The organism is bacterium, assembly GCA_013360195.1.
In the GTDB taxonomy this organism is placed as follows: Bacteria; Electryoneota; RPQS01; order RPQS01; family RPQS01; genus JABWCQ01.
Genome location: JABWCQ010000022.1, coordinates 1 through 16,386 on the forward strand (window position 1 = coordinate 1; position 16,386 = coordinate 16,386).

The 16,386-nt window shown below is 55.2% G+C and carries 16 protein-coding genes; 2 read left to right on the plus strand and 14 right to left on the minus strand.

The features are described 5' to 3' along the window. Positions 1-103: 103 nt before the first annotated feature. The 12 genes from HUU59_12515 to HUU59_12570 all read right to left on the minus strand — a co-directional run bounded on the left by HUU59_12515 (position 104) and on the right by HUU59_12570 (position 11,636). Positions 104-1,717: a restriction endonuclease gene (locus HUU59_12515; GenBank protein ID NUO20260.1), complete on the minus strand. Its 1,614-nt coding sequence runs from the start codon at positions 1,715-1,717 to the stop codon at positions 104-106. Positions 1,718-1,817: 100 nt separating this feature from the next. After that, positions 1,818-2,819 carry a Gfo/Idh/MocA family oxidoreductase gene (locus HUU59_12520; GenBank protein NUO20261.1) on the minus strand — a complete coding sequence of 334 codons (1,002 nt, stop codon included), beginning with the start codon at positions 2,817-2,819 and terminating at the stop codon, positions 1,818-1,820. Further along, a complete protein-coding gene (locus HUU59_12525) occupies positions 2,812-3,045 on the minus strand; it encodes a hypothetical protein (protein ID NUO20262.1) in 234 nt (77 codons plus the stop codon). Before HUU59_12525 ends, HUU59_12520 begins: the two co-directional genes overlap by 8 nt. A 47-nt stretch (positions 3,046-3,092) precedes the next feature. Beyond that, positions 3,093-4,559, minus strand: a complete 1,467-nt coding sequence (locus HUU59_12530) for an oligosaccharide flippase family protein (protein NUO20263.1) — start codon at positions 4,557-4,559, stop codon at positions 3,093-3,095. Positions 4,560-4,679: 120 nt separating this feature from the next. After that, a complete protein-coding gene (locus HUU59_12535) occupies positions 4,680-5,525 on the minus strand; it encodes a chemotaxis protein CheX (protein ID NUO20264.1) in 846 nt (281 codons plus the stop codon). 202 nt (positions 5,526-5,727) lie between these two features. Further along, the gene (locus HUU59_12540) at positions 5,728-6,870 is read right to left on the minus strand and encodes a PLP-dependent transferase (protein NUO20265.1); all 1,143 of its coding nucleotides are present in this window, start codon (positions 6,868-6,870) and stop codon (positions 5,728-5,730) included. 55 nt (positions 6,871-6,925) lie between these two features. Next, entirely contained in the window at positions 6,926-8,071 is a 1,146-nt protein-coding gene (locus tag HUU59_12545; GenBank protein NUO20266.1) for a cobalamin-independent methionine synthase II family protein, read from the minus strand. 7 nt (positions 8,072-8,078) lie between these two features. Continuing rightward, positions 8,079-8,825 (minus strand): OsmC family protein, encoded by a 747-nt coding sequence (locus tag HUU59_12550; GenBank protein NUO20267.1) that lies wholly within the window; start codon positions 8,823-8,825, stop codon positions 8,079-8,081. Positions 8,826-8,927: 102 nt separating this feature from the next. Then, positions 8,928-9,287 (minus strand): DsrE family protein, encoded by a 360-nt coding sequence (locus HUU59_12555; GenBank protein NUO20268.1) that lies wholly within the window; start codon positions 9,285-9,287, stop codon positions 8,928-8,930. Then, on the minus strand, positions 9,287-9,517 hold the full coding sequence (locus HUU59_12560) for a sulfurtransferase TusA family protein (GenBank protein NUO20269.1): 231 nt from the start codon (positions 9,515-9,517) through the stop codon (positions 9,287-9,289). Before HUU59_12560 ends, HUU59_12555 begins: the two co-directional genes overlap by 1 nt. 98 nt (positions 9,518-9,615) lie before the next feature. Further along, a complete protein-coding gene (locus HUU59_12565) occupies positions 9,616-11,028 on the minus strand; it encodes a hypothetical protein (GenBank protein NUO20270.1) in 1,413 nt (470 codons plus the stop codon). 5 nt (positions 11,029-11,033) lie between these two features. Then, positions 11,034-11,636: a penicillin-binding protein activator LpoB gene (locus HUU59_12570; GenBank protein NUO20271.1), complete on the minus strand. Its 603-nt coding sequence runs from the start codon at positions 11,634-11,636 to the stop codon at positions 11,034-11,036. Positions 11,637-11,804: 168 nt separating this feature from the next. On the opposite strand from HUU59_12570, the gene HUU59_12575 reads away from it, so the two are divergent. Then, positions 11,805-12,833: a PA0069 family radical SAM protein gene (locus tag HUU59_12575; protein ID NUO20272.1), complete on the plus strand. Its 1,029-nt coding sequence runs from the start codon at positions 11,805-11,807 to the stop codon at positions 12,831-12,833. A gap of 140 nt (positions 12,834-12,973) precedes the next feature. Here the strand turns inward: HUU59_12575 and HUU59_12580 are convergent, their stop codons facing one another. Then, entirely contained in the window at positions 12,974-13,303 is a 330-nt protein-coding gene (locus HUU59_12580; protein NUO20273.1) for an HPF/RaiA family ribosome-associated protein, read from the minus strand. A 110-nt stretch (positions 13,304-13,413) separates the two neighbouring features. Continuing rightward, on the minus strand, positions 13,414-14,559 hold the full coding sequence (gene hemW / locus HUU59_12585) for a radical SAM family heme chaperone HemW (protein NUO20274.1): 1,146 nt from the start codon (positions 14,557-14,559) through the stop codon (positions 13,414-13,416). 147 nt (positions 14,560-14,706) lie between these two features. Between hemW and HUU59_12590 the strand changes: the two genes are divergently transcribed. After that, positions 14,707-16,365, plus strand: coding sequence for a PAS domain-containing sensor histidine kinase (locus HUU59_12590; protein ID NUO20275.1), 1,659 nt, complete (start codon positions 14,707-14,709; stop codon positions 16,363-16,365). The last annotated feature ends 21 nt before the right edge of the window (positions 16,366-16,386 follow it).

A 16,386-nucleotide genomic window follows, 5' to 3' on the forward strand; every position in this document is an offset into this window, starting at 1 on the left:
GTCATTTAAGAGAGATGCTTCGGTTTCCACTGTTAGGAATTGAACGGGAAAGAAGCCGACTACTGCAATAAGTCGAGGAGGAGGAGCTGGGCAAGGGGGTCCACTACTCCAACTCCAATTCCGAATTCCCCTTGTGCTTCGACTTGGCTTTCGGAGCTTTCTTGAATGTAGCATCGCTCCATCCGGCAGTCGCGAGCGGCGGCAAATCAGGCTTGTGACCTTCCAGCAATCGCTCAATCGTCAGAATTTGCAGCTTTGCATGTTTGGTGCCGCTGTATTCGCTCGTGTAAAATCCCGCGCTTGCGGCTTCTTTAATCATGTCGCGCGTCGGTTCATTCAGCGTAATCAACAGCCCTAATGCCGCCTTCTCGCGCTTCATTGTGCCGACCAAATCGCGCACATGCGGAGAGCTGGTCTTGCCGCCTTTGACTGAAATCAATATCTGCTCAGGATGGCGGTCTTTGCCTTCAAAGAACGTGCGCCGTCCGTCAATCCCTCTGTCCGCTCCCTTCTTCTGTTCTTCAGGCCGCGCACCGACCAGACCCAACGCCCACCATTGAAATTGATATTTATCCTGTTCTGCTAACTCAATCGCGCCTTTCAAATCCACGGGCTCGCCGATGACTTTGTATTGCTTTTCAATCTCATCGCCGAATGAATCACGGAGTCTTTTCTTAATCAGTGTGATGGCCAGATGGGTGATGTCAATACCAACCCACTTACGATTGAGTTTTTGCGCGACAGCCACCGCCGTTCCGCATCCGCAAAACGGATCGAGCACAACGTCACCCTCGTTAGAACTCGCTTTGATGATGCGCTCCAAGAGTGCTTCGGGTTTTTGGGTGGGATAGCCGAGACGCTCGGCGGCTTGAGAATTGATTGGAGGAATATCATCCCAAATACTTTGTAACACTGCCCCCTTATTCTCGTCAAGGTATCGCTTCAGTCTGATCCCACCTCGATTAGTGAAATGCAATCGGTTTTCTTTGTCCAACTTCTTCATTGTCACCAAAGGGCATCGCCAAAGAGAGGTTACTCCTTTGTACTCATATTCGTATCCTCCGCCTGACAGTCCTTTCGCGCTTAGATTGTCGTCCATCCAGCGTCTTCCATCAGGATCAACGTTTCTAAATCGTGCTTCGTATTCCTTACTGTGCGGGACATAGATAGGATTCCATGTGAATTTATCCGACTTCGCATAGTAAAGAACTATGTCAGCGTTATTTCCAAATCGTTTCGGGTCATTGTGTGCGCTCGTTCTCTTCCACGTAATCTCATTCCTAAAATTCACCGCCCCGAATACCGCATCCATCAACAATTTCAAATAATGACTCGCGGTCGGGTCGCAATGCAGATAGATTGAGCCTGTGGGTTTCAGCACGCGGCGCAACTCTACAAGGCAGGGAGCCATGTTGGCCAGATAGGCCATCATATCGTTGTCACCCAAGAAACGGCGAAAGGCAATTAAGAGATCGGAGACCTTGTCGTTGCGTTCGACGATTTTTTCGAACCACGCCTGCGCGCGCATATCCCAATGCCACGTATCCTCAAAGGCCATAATCTGCGCCGCGCTCTTCTCGCCCGACTGCTCGGCGAAGAGCACGTTGTAATCCTGATTGCTCTTGAAGGGCGGATCAAGATAGATCAAGTCCACCGATTCGTCTTTGATGTAGCGCGGAAGAATATCGCGGTTATCGCCGTAGTAGAGTGTGTTCATATAAGGAAGCTGCGTGGAGAAGTGAATACAGTCTCAGGCCGAAAGAGTTAGTCCCCAATATTCCCCCGGGGGAGCGGGGAAACGGTATTGGAAAGGCGGTCTATTCCCTTCCGGTGGCGGTTTCGGTGGTTCCCATTTTTTCGAGGATTTGGACGGCGACTTTGAGCGCGTTCAAACCATCCTGCCCCGTGACCGGCGGTTGGGAATGCGCACAAATGGCCTCGAAGAAGGACTTTTGTTCCATATCAATCGCATTGCCTTCGGGTGCAGTGGGGGCGGCGACGAGTATTTTGCGTTTCACAGCGCCCTTTTCGATTTCCCCGAGGAGCATCGTGCCGGGCTGACTGGCCTCATCGGCATGCGCAAGCCGGAACTGCTGTACCTCTCCCTTGGCAAAGTCGAGCGAGATGTAACTGTCTTCGGAGAACATGCGGAGTTTGCGCATGGGGTTGGCACTGATGCGCGAGGCGGTGACGTTGGCCACTCCTCCGGAGGGGAAGGTGAGCCGCGCATTGGCGATATCGGCCGCTTCGCTGATGACGGCCACACCGGAGGCCTCAATCTGTGAGGGGAATTCACCCATCAGCTTCAGAATCAAGTCGAGGTCGTGAATCATCAAATCGAGAACGACGGCGACATCGGTGCCGCGCGGTTTGAACTGGGCGAGACGATGAGCTTCGATGAATTTCGGATGGGGATACTCGGTGCCGAGGGCTCTGAAGGCGCGGCTGAAGCGCTCGACGTGCCCGACTTGCATGACGAGATTTTTTTGTTTGGCGAGGGCGACCAGTTCCTCGCCTTCGGCCACGGTGGTGGTGATGGGTTTTTCGAGGAAGACGTGCCTGTTCGCATGCAGCGCCTGCCTGGCCACGGTGTAATGCGAGGAGGTCGCGGAGACGACGAGCAGGGCATCGCTGTGCTCAATCAGATGTGTGAGCGAAGACGCGGCGAGTCCGCCGAACTGCTCGGCCACGGATTGAGCTTTGGCGGAATCGGTATCAAACACTCCTGTCCAGAGAACGTCATGGTTCTGTGCAAGGAGTCTGCAATGAATGGTGCCTAAGTATCCCGCCCCGACAACACCGACGCGCAAATTAGTCACGGGAAATGAACCTCATGTGGAAGTAAACGGTAAGCCCCGCGGACAGGAAGCACGCGAAGCTGAAAATGAGCAAAGGGACGGCATTGAGGGGCTCGTTTGAGACCATGGGGTCAAGGACGAGCACGGCAGCCACAATACCGGAGAGCCCGGCGGCAACGGCGAAATAGTTGCGCATTTTGCGATTGCGGCGGGTGGAATGCAGTCGGTCGAAGGAAGTAGTCTCCACGGGACATCTCAGTTGAGGAAGAAAGGATTAACGACGCACGGGGGCACCTACCGCCGCAGTTTGGCGCGCAGCAGGGCAAGGTCATCCGAGTCCACCATTCGCAGCATAAGCACAGCGGCGCAGAACAGAGTCATCATTGTCAGTCCATAGCAGACAAGCTGCCAGAAGAGCGAGAGATTGCCGAGAACATGCAGGACAGGCAGCGCGGCGGCGCCGCTGCCCACGGCGATGAGCAGAAGTTTGAACAGATAGAGCCACGGATACACGCCGCTCAGCGGAGTCTCCGTCCGTTTTGCCACGCGCAGCAGCACGGCGCAGTTGACGGAGTATTCCGCGACGGCGAGACCGAGTGCGGCTCCCCAGGGTCCGAACATTTGCAGGAATGTGTATCCGAGTCCTGCGACGAGTGCGAGATTGGCAAAGGAAGCGAGCATCACGTCACGCGAACCGCCGAGGGAGATGAGCAACTGGTAGTTGGACGCGACGCGAATGGGAATCAGACAGCCGATGACGAGCAGCGGGAGCGCGCCGTCAATGTAGTCGGCGGTATAGAGAATCGTGACGATTTCCCGATGCTGAAAGAGCACAAGGGCGAAGACGGGATACATCAGCAGGGCGACACGCTTAATCCAGCGATGGAGCAGCTGATAGAAACCCGGGAAAGCCTTCTCCTGCGCGAACCGGCTCAGATTGGGCACGATGGAGTCGGTGATGCTGTATGGAATGAGCAGAACGAGCGGCAGTTCGCGCGCGCCGACGGAGTAGGATGCAAATTCCGCGGGTGTGCGACTGGCGGAGACGAGCAGCTTGTCGGTTTCGAGTGATAGTTGACCGGCGGCACCCTGGAGCATCATATGGCCGGAGAATTTGAGCTGTTCATCGAGACGGTGGCGCCACGGGAGCAGCGCGGGCCCGGCGGCGCGCAGATAGAAGTAGAGATGCGCGGCGAACTGAATCAGCGCGACGACATTCAGGGCAATCAGCATCGTGCGCAAATCGGAATTCAGCCAGACGAGCGCGGCGAGCGCGGCCAGTTTGAGCGAATTCATACTGATGCGCAGCATCGCCAGAACGGCGCGTTGGTCGGCTGCGACCAGCATCGGCGTGATGATAAAGAGCGGAAAGCCGAGCAGGAAGTAGGAACTGAAGAGCAGCGCCTCGTCCCACAGCTGCGGGTTATCGAATTTGCCGGCAGCGAAGTCGAGTCCGAAGAAGAACAGCACGCTGCCCAATGCACCGAGGATGAGCGCCATCCAGAGGGTTCGTCTGGCGATGGTGCCGGCCTCGTTAGGCTTGGCGGTGCTGTAGAAGAAATATAGACTTGAGGGGAGGCCGAAGATGGCGATATTCCAGCCGATGGCGGCCAGCGACAAGAATTGTCGCCACGTACCGAAATCGGATTGGGAGATCAGCCGGACGAGAATGATCGAGAAGAGGAGATTGAGTATCCCTTCGGTCAGGCTGCCGAGGAGATGAATGAGCGTTCCGCCGCCGCGCTGCGGTCGGTCAGCCATGGCACCTCGCAAAGCTCGAAAGATTCATCCTCAAAGGTAGCAAAATCATGGAGAAACTGCAAGCACGAAAACGGCCGGGTGGTAAGGCCGGCCGTTTGCGAAACATCCAGTGAGAAGCGGTTACGCGGACTTATCGCGAAGACAGACGAGCATGGTGAAGGGTTCACCGTCGGCGGCGAATTCAATGACGAACAAGGGAGTCCCGTTGGAGAGGACGGTTGTGTTGACACATCCGCAGGTGACTTGCGGCGTAGACATTGAGAAGGATTGCCGGGAGTCATTGAGCTCGGCTTTGGCCGCACCAGCGACGAGATTCATGAACTCACTCAGCCCCGAGCAGATCTGATCTTCTGACAAGCTTGCGCTGTCGGATTTGTGGACTTTTCCGGACACGGTGTAGGCAAGGTCCTTTGAGAAAACGACGGAAACGAAGCCGTCGGTGTTTCCGGAGAGTTCGATAGTGCCGGAGTATCCGCCGTCGATTTGCTCGTTGTCGGCGAGCCTCAGACCAGTTCGTTGGCAATGCATTCCGGCGAGATTTAACATCGTGTCCACGGTGCCTGAGACAAAGGGATTAATGAATCCGGCATCGAGAGACACTGCATCTTTGGGGGTGACGCTGCCGGCGAATCTGGCGAGTTTTCTGGCGACATCTTCAGCCTGCAGCGGCATGGTGAGGATGTCCTCCACATCCTCACCCATAGACTTTTGCGCAGCATACTGTCCGGCGCGAGTTGCGACAATCAGCACGGGAGTATTTGTTTGTGCGCGCAGAGAGCGAATTCGTTGAACTGCCGTTTCGACGCCGTCAGGCCAGAAATAGAGAGCGAGTCTGAAGTTTTCGAGTTTCGCGGCCGCCTGGTCATAGGTTACCTTTTCGACGCGCAAGTCAATTAAGCCGAGCACGCGAGCGGCGATCTGCTCTTGCAGCCGCGGGAATCCTATCAATGCAACTTCGGCGTTCATGAATTTCTGACCCGGTGCTCCTGCTTTCAACGAATGTGTGAATCGCGTCGGTGCATTTGTACACCATTGTGATTAATAGTCAGCCAGAAACGATTCGACACTGATTTCTGCGACTGAACTCAGAGCAAAGCCCAGACCAGACGAGAAAAAAACGCGCGGAATGTCCTACAAACCGCGCGCTCTAAGAATTCTTGAAGCGGAGTTACAGCTTTGCGAAGCCGTTCTGCAAGTCCTGTCGCAGGTCATCGACATCTTCGAGCCCAACGGACAACCGGATGAGCCCATCGGTGACGCCCAACTTTTCCCGCAGGTCTCTCGGAATGGTGGCATGGGTCATGATAGCGGGATGGTCACAGAGGGACTCGACACCTCCGAGGGATTCGGCAAGAGCGAAGAGATGCAGACCGCTGACGAATTTGCGCGCGGCTTCCAAGCCGCCCTTGAGCTCAAGACTAATCATGCCCGCGAATCCGCTCATTTGGCGCATGGCGAGTTCCTGCTGCGGATGTGATTTCAAACCCGGGAAACGCACCCAGTTGACATGAGGATTTGTTTCGAGGTCTTTGGCGAGAATTGCAGCATTGGCTTGATGACGCTCCATGCGCACGGCGAGAGTTTTGATACCGCGCAGAGTGAGGAAGCAATCCATCGGGCCGGGCACCGCACCGCAGGCGTTTTGGATATATTTGAGTTTGGTGTAGAGCTCTTCATCGCTGGTGACAATGGAGCCCATCACGACATCGCTGTGGCCGTTGAGATATTTGGTGACGCTGTGCATGACGAGGTCGGCACCGAGCGCAAGCGGCCGCTGGAAGTATGGCGTTGCAAAGGTATTGTCCACGGCGACTTTGACGCCCTTGGCGTGCGCGATTTTGACAATGGCCGCGATGTCCACAAGCTTCAAGAGAGGATTGGTGGGAGTCTCAAGCCAAATCCACCTGGTCTTGGGCGTGATGCTCTTTTCGACCAACTCGAGATTGGTCATGTCAATGAAATCGGAAGCGATGCCCTGTCTTTCGCGCACATACTTGAAGATACGAAAGGTGCCGCCGTACACATCGTCACCGGAGAGCACATGGTCACCGGAGGAAAGCGTGGCAATCACGCAATCAATGGCGCCCATGCCGCTGGAAAAGCACAGACCGTATTTTCCTCCTTCGAGGGCGGCGATGGATTCCTGCAGCGCGGCGCGGGTGGGATTATCGGTGCGCGAATACTCGTAGCCGAGATGCTTGCCGAGTTCCGGCTGCACATAGGTTGACGTCTGATAAATGGGCGTCATGATGGCGCCGTTCGTGGGGTCGGGAGTCACTCCCGCATGCAGGCACAGTGTGGAGAATTTCATGATGATAGATATTGCCCCCGGTTCAGCGGGGGATTAACGGAGGTAAAGTGCTGAACTATCGCAAACTTTTCGCCGCCTGACTCAGCGCGGCGAGTTTCTTCTCTGCGGTTTCCCAATCGTTGACGGGACGGTCTGAGAAGGTGCCGAACCCGCAATCGGGATTCAAAAAGATGGAATTGGGTGCGCGCTTCGAAAGCAATGGAGACACTTTCGCTTTTACGAACGCCGGACTCTCAAGTTCACTCGTGCGCGGATTCATGACCCCAAGGCCAATCTCTTTTTCGTCCGGAAGTTTCAAGAGACTCTCGACGGGACCGGCGCGGTCGGTAGCGAATTCGAGAACGAGCTGATTCACTTTCATTTTCGCAAAATAGGGAATCAGCGGGTCATAGGCGCCGGCGAGGAGCACATCGTCATTGCGGCTCCAATTTCCGCGGCAGACATGCAGGCCGGTTTTGATGCCGTTCACGCCCTGCACAACCTGATTGATGAGTTGGACGGCGAACTCCAGCTCCTGCTCCGGCGATGCTTTTTCAGAGAGCGCCGCGCACATAAACGTATGCGTCGCGTGTGGACCGGCAAAGGCGACTTCCGACAACACCGGTTCATCAAACTGCACGAAGAAACAGCCCGCATCGCGCAAGGAAATCAGCTCGTCGCGCAGCATGGTGACAACATCGGCACCCAAACTCTCTTTGGTCGGATAGGTGTCGTGCGACAAGCTCTTCACCCACATCGAGCGGGTCAACAGGTACGGTCCCGGCAGCGCAACTTTAACAGGTTTATCGGTCAACCCGCGCACATAATTGAATTCCTCCAGCGCGAGCGGTTTCTTTACGTTTATCTTGCCTTCGACAACCGGATTGTGAATGGCAAACGCGGGCACGTCAAGCGATTGCAGGAGTCTTTCGAAGGCGGCCTTGTCTTCCACGTAGTCGAGCAAATCCGCGAGCGAGAGCAGCTTGATGCCGTCCACGCATTCGGCGATAAAGGAATAGAAATTCTCGCGCCGCATCTCGCCGTCGGAAATCACGTCAATACCGGCGCGCTCCTGCAGAGCCACGGCGGCCTTTACGGAGTCATCGGCGACTTTCAGAAACACCGAATCGGAAATTCTGCCTTTGCGCCGATTCTTGAGCGCTTCGCGCATCGCCTCCGGTCGCGGCAGACTTCCGACAACGGTGGTCGGCAAACTCGGCAAGGAATAATCAGTCAAGCGAGTGCACCTGTAAATTGAGTTTTGCGCCGCGCAGCAGGGTGTTGGTCACAGGCGAGACGCGCAGCGTGTGTTCCCACAGCTCGCGAATGCGCGACAGAGGCGCGTCGCTTTCCACATAGGCTGTACCGGAGATTTCGGCGAGTCCCGCATGACCGTCTTCTTCGAGTCCCAAGAACACGAGCAGGTTATCGGGCTTGGCGTTGAGCGCGAGTTCGATTTGTTCAATCTTCACGCCTTTGCGTGAGGCGTGAATTTGCAGTCCCATGACGAGACATCCGCCGAGTGAACCGAGCAGATATTCCAGCGCGCTTGGTGCAACGTCCTGCACATCAAAGCTTGCCGGCTGTCCGAGAGAAAAACTGTGGTTGCGCGCGTAAACCGTGGCGGTGGAATCGCCTTTCCAGCGGATGCGCGTTTGAAATCTGTAGTTGCGAGCCTTTTCAAGCTCAGCCTGCACGTCTTCAATCTTGCCGCCGCGCCGCACAAAAAAACTGTTGGTGGTTTCGCCTTCCTTCCAGCCCAAGTAGGGATTTTCCGTCATGCGGCACCATGCGGGCAAATCATTGCAGACCGAAAACTCAGTGGAACGAATTTCCAGCACATCCCCCTGCGGAACAACGTCCATCGCCTTGCGAATCACCAGCAGCAAACCGGAGCCGCAATCGAGATTTCCCCCGTCGCAGACGTGCGGCGTGGCAATGGGCTGTTCGAGTTGTGTCAGGTCTTCGGTGCTCATACAAAAAATAAACTTGAAAAATAGAATCTATTATAAAGCCGCACTTCAAGAAGATTCCGTTCATGCGGCTTTGGTGAAGCCCTCCGGGCTAACGGGGGTTTCTCAGTAGCTAATACTTGTGCCGCCGGTCGTAAGGAACTCGACGACTTTGGCTCCGCCGACAATGGTCGTATTGCCGGTGAGAGTGTTTTCGTTGAGAGCGCGCTTTTTGAAGCACGGGCTGCAGACCCAGATTTGTCCGCCCGCAGCGATGTAGTTGGTCATCAATTCCTTCAGCGGCGCAAATCCCTCTTCGTGAATATCGTCCGCGTACCCGGGCTGGGACAGTCTGACTCCTTCAATCGAGAGGAACACGACGGTGTCCTGCCCCGAGGCCACGGATGCATTTGCGACAACGAACGCGACGGTGGCCTTGTCGGTGTTGTCCTTGGCGTGAGTGCAGCTCACCATGAATTTTGCCATTAGCTCTCCTTTTTTTGGATGATGTAGTGATGTCCGTCTTCGCCGGTTTGTGCGGCGAGAAGTTTATGTCCGGTCATGTTGCACCAACTGGGAATATCTTCGCGTGCGCCGGAGTCCTCGGCGCGCAAATCGAGAATTTCTCCGGCGGGAACCTGCTGCATAGCCTTCATCAAAGCCATAATCAAATCTCCGCAGCCGAGGTCCTTGGTGTCAATGGAATGGGTTGTCATTTCGGAGTGCAGGGGCGGAATGCGTTCTGCCGCATGAAGGTGGACTAACTGTCAAGTTGATTTCGCGTCAGCGCCAAGTTGCCCACGTTTCGCGCGGATTATCTCCAGCACCTGGCTCTCAGCACCTTCAACTCGCCTGCGCCAACGGCGACATCAAAGTCTTGAGTCATTGTTCCGTCTTGATACTTGAATTCAAGGCTTAGCTTATGCTCGCCGGGCGGCAATTGAAAATCGGCGACATAGATTTTGTCGGGGAGAGTTTCCCATGAGCGGGTGTCTGCGGCTTCGGTGGCGGCGCCCAGCAGATTGACTCCCATGCCGAGAATCCTACCGAGAGTCTTGTCTTCCTTATTTCCGGCTTCTTCAGCAGCCTTGGAGGCGGCGTATTTGATGATGGCACGGGTGATTGCGCGGGCGGCAATTGCGGGCTGACGGTCGGACAGGTCTTGCTTGAGAATACTCCCGACCGGCACGGCAAGTTCCGCGAGTTTGTCAATTCCCTGACCGCGCACGGCGACTTCATACACGGACGTCCCGGAGTAGTCATCGGGATAGTAGGGCAGTGCCACGCGGACGAAGTAATCGAGTTCGCTCTCTTCGTAATAGAAATCATGCCGCCGGCCATAGACGTCGTAGGCGTAGCGCTCACGCTCGTCGTCATTGTCCCACGTGCGCCGGTCATATTTCATGATGGGAAACATGACATTGTCTTCACGAATTTGCGGTGCAATTCCCGCTTCGCAGAGGATAACCACCCGTCCCCAATCGGGATTGTGCTCTTTGTCCACACCGGGACACTCTTCGAGCAGCGCGGCCTCGAATTCGCTTGCTCCGACTCGCTTCAACGCGGCATATTCGGCGCGGCAGAGATAGCCGGGCTCGTCCATGCCGTAGAACGGATAAAGCCTGGCGGCATTCTTGTAGGCAATCCAGGCGTCATTGTGCTGGCCGTAGGCTTCATACATGACACCCGCAAACCATTGGAGAAAGGGGTCGTCCTTGTAGGTGTGTTTCGACTCGCGGGCGTTGACTTCGAGATAGCTTGCGATTCTGCGTCCTTCCACGGTGGCGGCTTCGGGTTGGCCTTTCATCAGATAGGCCAGCGCTTGATAGTAGTGGAGCATGGCGCGGTCATAGACGGTGCCCTGATAGGCGCGCACGCGGTCGGAGGTGGTGAGGGAGGAGAGTTCGCGAGAAATGCTGCGGGTCAACCGCTCTTCGGCCAATCGGTCGGCGTCTTTGAAAGCTTTCAAGGCTTTGTCGTGCTGTCCGGCTTCAAGGGCAAGCAAACCGAGATTGAGCAGCTCGTCAACCCGCTGGGTATTTTTTTTGACGGCTTTTTCGTAGGCAGCCAGCGCACGCTCGGTGGAGAGCTGCCGCAGATCGGTGCGCACCTGTTCCATCAGCAGGGTGCGCTTGCCCGCGCAGCCGAAGAGCAGCAGCGCGAGCAGGACGACCATAAAAACACGGTGGCACCCGACAAGGGTGCCCCGCATGATGTGCTTTGACATGGAGCTTACGGCTTGTAGTTCTTGCGCGCGATATACTTTTTAATCTTCTTCTGACCGAGCCACACCTTCTCGTTCGACTGAATGTCGGTCAGCGACAGATCAACCTGATAGAACGCGACCTTTTCCTTGCCTTCCTGATCGACGATCTTGTTGATCTCGCCCATGAGCATGAAGTCGGCGCCAAGTTCGAGACCGAATTCCTTCATCGTTTCAATGGATGCATTGGCCTGCTGGTCTTCGCGCTCTTCGCGCACGCCGCCGCGCTCATCGGAGCTTGCCACGACGCGGACATTGCCGGAATTGACAAAGGCGCGCTCGATATCGCCGACGAAGGTACCGGTGGCGATATGCTCATCGGAAAGGTTGCGAATGGCACCGACAATAACGGCGGGGTTGTTGCCCTTGTCGCGCAGGAAATTGGCCAGCCAGCGCTGTTCGAGGGCATCGTTAATCATTTCATCGGCCACAAGGCGGCTGTCGGTATCGTTCCATTCGCCGGACAAATCCAAAGTTTCCTCGACATCGATCCTCGAGACCTTCTTCTTGCCCGAGCAGGCCACAAAGGTTACACTCAGCATTGCCAGCGCAAGAATCCACAGAGTTCTCATTTTAACTCCAGAAAAGTTAGTTGTTTAGCTTTGGAGAGCTTCCAAAGGGATAATTGGTTAATATACACTCTCTTGGACACCGATTCAACCGGAAAGTTGAGTGGGAGGTCTTGCATTTGGGGTGATTTATCCATATCTTTTGCACATTAGTTCAACAGGTAACAGCTAATGAATCCGGTCGAAGCTCAGAATATCCGGCGCATCAACAATCCGCCGAATCCCTATCACTCGCAGTGGCTGGAATGGATAGACGCACCTCCTCCGGCCAAGCTCGAAATATACATTGAGCAGGTGAAGAGTATTGTCACGCGGATCACCAGTCCTGATTTGGGCGTGGAATGGAGCGTGAATCCGTATCGCGGCTGCATGCACTCGTGCGCCTATTGTTATGCCCGTCCGTTTCATCAATATCTCGATTGGGGAGCGGGCACGGATTTTGAGCGCAAGATAGTGGTGAAGATTAACGCGGCGAAGGTGCTGCGGGCAACGTTGTGCAAGCGCACATGGAAGCAGGAGCTGATAACATTCTCGGGCATTACGGATTGTTATCAGCCGCTTGAATCGCAGTATGAGATAACGAAACAATGTCTCGAAGCCTGTGTTGATTTCAGGAATCCGGTCGGAATCATCACGAAGGGCGCGTTAATCGTGCGGGATGTGGAGCTAATCGCGAGACTTCACAGCGTCGCGCCGCGCACGGGCGCGGGCATTTCAATTGCGTTTGCCGATGACAGTATGTCCGCGAAGCTTGAACCCGCGACGGCGCGGCCGTCCACGCGGTTCCGCGCGCTGAAAATACTCTCGGAGGCGGGCATTCCGACGACAGTCGGAGTGGCACCGATTATTCCGGGCTTGAACGATGATCAGATCGTCGAGATACTTGAGCGTGCCTACGAAGCGGGGGCGCGGCGTGCGTTCAAAATCATGTTAAGGCTTCCGGCGGAAGTGAAGGACGTGTTCATTCCGAAACTGCAGGAGAAGTTTCCGCTTCGGTACGAGCGTGTGGTGAACAACATCAAGTCCATGCGGGGCGGCAAACTTTACAACTCAAATTTCGGAGACCGCATGGTCGGTGAAGGCGAGAAGTGGAACATGATTGAATCCTTATTCGAGCTTACGTGCCGGAAACTCGGCATGAACATACGCGCGATGAAGAAAGAAGAGGCGGCTGAGCCCGGGCAATTGGGATTGTTTTGAACTTATTGTGAAGCGCCGGTTCATTGGCAACGGCCTCTACAACCCGCCGAAACAAAGAAAGTCGTCCTGTTGAAATAGGACGACTTCCCGCTTTACTTTTCACTGTTTCTGTTGCCGCCCGAGGGGCGGATACCTCGCGCTTACTTGGCCGGCACCTTTTTGTCCCGAATCTTTCCCAGCGTACTGTCAATCACTCTGACCAGCTTTTCACCCGCGCCGTCAATGGCAAGGTGCAGGGATTCGGCGTTATGCGACACGGCCACCGGTTTGAGCCCTTCCAGCCGCGCTTCCATCACGCAGCGTTTGTCGCTGTTTCCGTTTTTGCGGCTGTTCTCTTCCCCGAGATGCACCTCCACCCTCGTAATCTGCTGCGTAAAGTGGCGTAAGTCGCCCTCCACCTTGCTTTGCACATATCTGATCAGGCCTTCGCGACCCTCAATATTACGGTCAGTATTGACATGAACTTGCATAACAAATTCCCTTTAGTTAAACCAGGCGTTCCTAACTCTATTACGCATCAGGAGCAAAAATTTCTCCAATAGCCTGAAGTCCTGAAATCAGAACAGACAGATTCCACACCTCATACCTTCTCGTATAGATTTACCAGCACCTCGTTTTCCACAAACCAGCCTTCCGGCGAAAGCCGGAACACGCTTTCGGTCACCTCACGCAAATGGACCGGCAAGGCGGTCGCAGCCGCCCATAAGCCACGTGCGCGCATTCCTCCCCAGGTGTCGTGGCAGTCAGCCCAGTCAATTCCTTCCTTCCGTCTGAGCCGCACTGAAATCCACTCCTCCCACTGCTCGCGTTCGCTGTTCAGCCACTCCCTCTCGACAGGCGATTCGCCTGCGGTCACGCGCCGCTCGTAGTCGTGCAAATCCGCCACGTTGGCAAATCGCCGCGCCACACCGTCGAAGGAATGGGCTGACGGTCCGATGCCCAGATAGGGTTTGCCCTCCCAATAGACCTGATTGTGAACAGAACGAAAACCGTCGCGCGCGAAGTTGGACACTTCATAGTGTTCATAGCCCTCGCGCTCGAGCGTGTCGTGCGTAAGCAAATAGAGTTCGGCTTCAAAATCCTCGGCCAGCGGTTCCAGAACACCTTGCGTCAGCCAGCGGCCATAGGGGGTTTTCTCATGATATTCGAGATTGTAGAGCGAGACATGGTCGGGCTTGCAAGCGAGCAGCATATCGATATCGTTTCGCCATTCATCCTCCGACTCGCCGGGCAATCCGAAGATAAGGTCCATGGAAATATTCGTGAATCCTGCCATGCGGGCATTTTTGACCGTCTCACGGGTCTCATTCGCCGTGTGGTCACGATAGAGCAAATGGAGTTTTCGGTCCGAAAACGACTGACAGCCCAAAGACAGCCGGTTAATTCCTGCCTGCCGCAGTTGCGAAAGCGCATCGAAGGAGAGAGTACCGGGATTGGCTTCGAGGGTGACTTCCACCGAATGAACATCTCCCACTTGCGAAACAGCGTTCAGCAGCCTCTCAATTTGTTCGGGCGGATGCAGCGACGGCGTTCCGCCTCCAAAATAAACAGAGATTAAGGGTCCAGAGGCGAAACTTCTTTCGCGCACTAAAGTAGCCGATAATTCTGATAGCAGGAGTTTTGAGATTTTGGCCAAATCTCCCTGCCGTGGGACTTTCTTGAAGAAGTCACAAAAGGGACAAAGTCTGCGGCAGAATGGTAGATGTAGATAAACAGCAACTGGCACTACTCTTGCCCTTATAGCAATTGCGATGTAGGGTCTCGCACACCGGACACGTAACTTATTGTTTTCACGACTTCAGATTTGCTGGCCGAAAAGGGTGGGGCAAAAGCCCCGTTTCTGTCGGCAAAGTCTGCCATTTTGGACCATTGAATGACCCCTGACCCCAAGACGATCGGCGTCAAGCCGTCCGAGACATATATGGAGCCTGCAGAGGAGAACTCCGTACCAGCGGCTGCGGCTGCCTCGGACAGTGCGAAGCGAGCACGGGGACTGGCCGGTCTAATTTACGGATTTTTGGGGAAGAACGGGAAGGCCAAAGAGGAAATCTCAGTTGCCGACCAGCCGCCGGAACTGCTGGACCTTTTGCTGGAAGGGCCGGACGCTCTGATAGTGGTTCACACGGAGCGGGGCGAGATTGTCGAGGTGAGCAAGAAGTTTTGCGAGTGGTCGGGACGCAGCCGCGAGGAGCTGCTCGACGTGCCGATACTGCAGCTGTTTCCCGAGAGCGAGAGAAAGATTGTGCGCACGCTTTACGAGGATGCGGGCGCAGGCGGAGTGCATGTGGTGGAGGTAACTCCGGCCACTCCCGGACAGACTCCGCGCCTGATAGAATTCACGGCTCGCCGCTCCGACTCCGGAGGCGGCGAGTTTGCTCTTTTGGTGGGTCGTGATGTCGGTGAGCGCGCGCTTTCAGAGCGCTATTTGCGGGTGGAGCGAGACCGCCTGCACATGTTTATTCGAGCGATGCGGGACGGATTGGTGCTGCTGAATGTCGGCGGGGATATCGTGTATGTCAATCCGACGATGGAGACATATTTCGAGAGCTATGAGCTGCCCGTCATCTGTCATCGCTGGCTGAAGGAGTTTTCCAAGGAGGATCACACCGACTTGCAGGGGTTGACTTCGGCCTACGGCGGCAAGACTCTGAAGCTTGATTCGAATGACGGCCGGATGTTCCTTGTGACCAGAAGTTTTTTGTTTGAGACGGGCAAGCCAAGTCAGGTGATGCTGATGTGCAAGGATATCACCGAGCAGGCGATGATGGAGAAGCAGAATCACTATCTGGAACTGGAGCTGATTCGCGAATCGAAGCTGGCCGAATTCGGAATGCTGGTGGCCGGCATCGCGCACAATCTCAACGGTCCGTTGACAGGAATATTGGGACTTTGTGACGTCATGAAAATCCGCGGTACTGCGACGGCGGAAATCGAGCAGATGCGCAAGCAGGCGACGGTGATGCGCGATTTGATAGCCAACCTGCTGCACAAGTCGCGCAACGAGCAGGAAGTGGAGCCGCGGGAGCTTGACATCCGGGAAGTGATAGACACGGAGCTGCGTTTTCTTGAGGGCAATCTGTTTTTCAAACATCAGATTACGCGGAATCTGCTGATCGCCGACGATTTGCCGACGATTTACGGACTTTATCTCGACTTGTCGCAGGTGGTGGGCAATCTTGTTCGCAATGCCATTGACGCGATGTATAACGCGCCGAAGAGACAGTTGACCGTCAAGGCTTACGTGCAGGAGCGCTACCTGGTGCTGCAGGTGGCGGATACGGGCTGCGGAATCAGCCCAGAGATTAAGTCGCGCATCTTCGAGCCGTTTTTCACGACCAAACCCAAGCAGCACGAGGCGGAAGAGGGAGCACCGACGGGGACGGGATTGGGATTGAGTTCATCACGCTCGATACTGGCTCGCTATGGAGCTTCGATTGACGTGGAGTCTGAAGAGGGGCATGGGACGACCTTTACGGTGAAATTCCCGATTGGCCGCAAACCTGACTTGCCTCCGCGGCAAGGTCCGATTTAAGGAAACAAATATAATTATTGA

Excerpts from the sequence above, each read along its gene's own strand:
- HUU59_12515 (NUO20260.1), bottom strand. The coding sequence starts at position 1,717 with ATGAACACACTCTACTACGGCGATAACCGCGATATTCTTCCGCGCTAC.
- HUU59_12530 (NUO20263.1), bottom strand. The coding sequence starts at position 4,559 with ATGGCTGACCGACCGCAGCGCGGCGGCGGAACGCTCATTCATCTCCTC.
- HUU59_12535 (NUO20264.1), bottom strand. The coding sequence starts at position 5,525 with ATGAACGCCGAAGTTGCATTGATAGGATTCCCGCGGCTGCAAGAGCAG.
- HUU59_12540 (NUO20265.1), bottom strand. The coding sequence starts at position 6,870 with ATGAAATTCTCCACACTGTGCCTGCATGCGGGAGTGACTCCCGACCCC.
- HUU59_12550 (NUO20267.1), bottom strand. The coding sequence starts at position 8,825 with ATGAGCACCGAAGACCTGACACAACTCGAACAGCCCATTGCCACGCCG.
- HUU59_12555 (NUO20268.1), bottom strand. The coding sequence starts at position 9,287 with ATGGCAAAATTCATGGTGAGCTGCACTCACGCCAAGGACAACACCGAC.
- HUU59_12560 (NUO20269.1), bottom strand. The coding sequence starts at position 9,517 with ATGACAACCCATTCCATTGACACCAAGGACCTCGGCTGCGGAGATTTG.
- HUU59_12565 (NUO20270.1), bottom strand. The coding sequence starts at position 11,028 with ATGTCAAAGCACATCATGCGGGGCACCCTTGTCGGGTGCCACCGTGTT.
- HUU59_12570 (NUO20271.1), bottom strand. The coding sequence starts at position 11,636 with ATGAGAACTCTGTGGATTCTTGCGCTGGCAATGCTGAGTGTAACCTTT.
- HUU59_12575 (NUO20272.1), top strand. The coding sequence starts at position 11,805 with ATGAATCCGGTCGAAGCTCAGAATATCCGGCGCATCAACAATCCGCCG.
- HUU59_12580 (NUO20273.1), bottom strand. The coding sequence starts at position 13,303 with ATGCAAGTTCATGTCAATACTGACCGTAATATTGAGGGTCGCGAAGGC.
- HUU59_12590 (NUO20275.1), top strand. The coding sequence starts at position 14,707 with ATGACCCCTGACCCCAAGACGATCGGCGTCAAGCCGTCCGAGACATAT.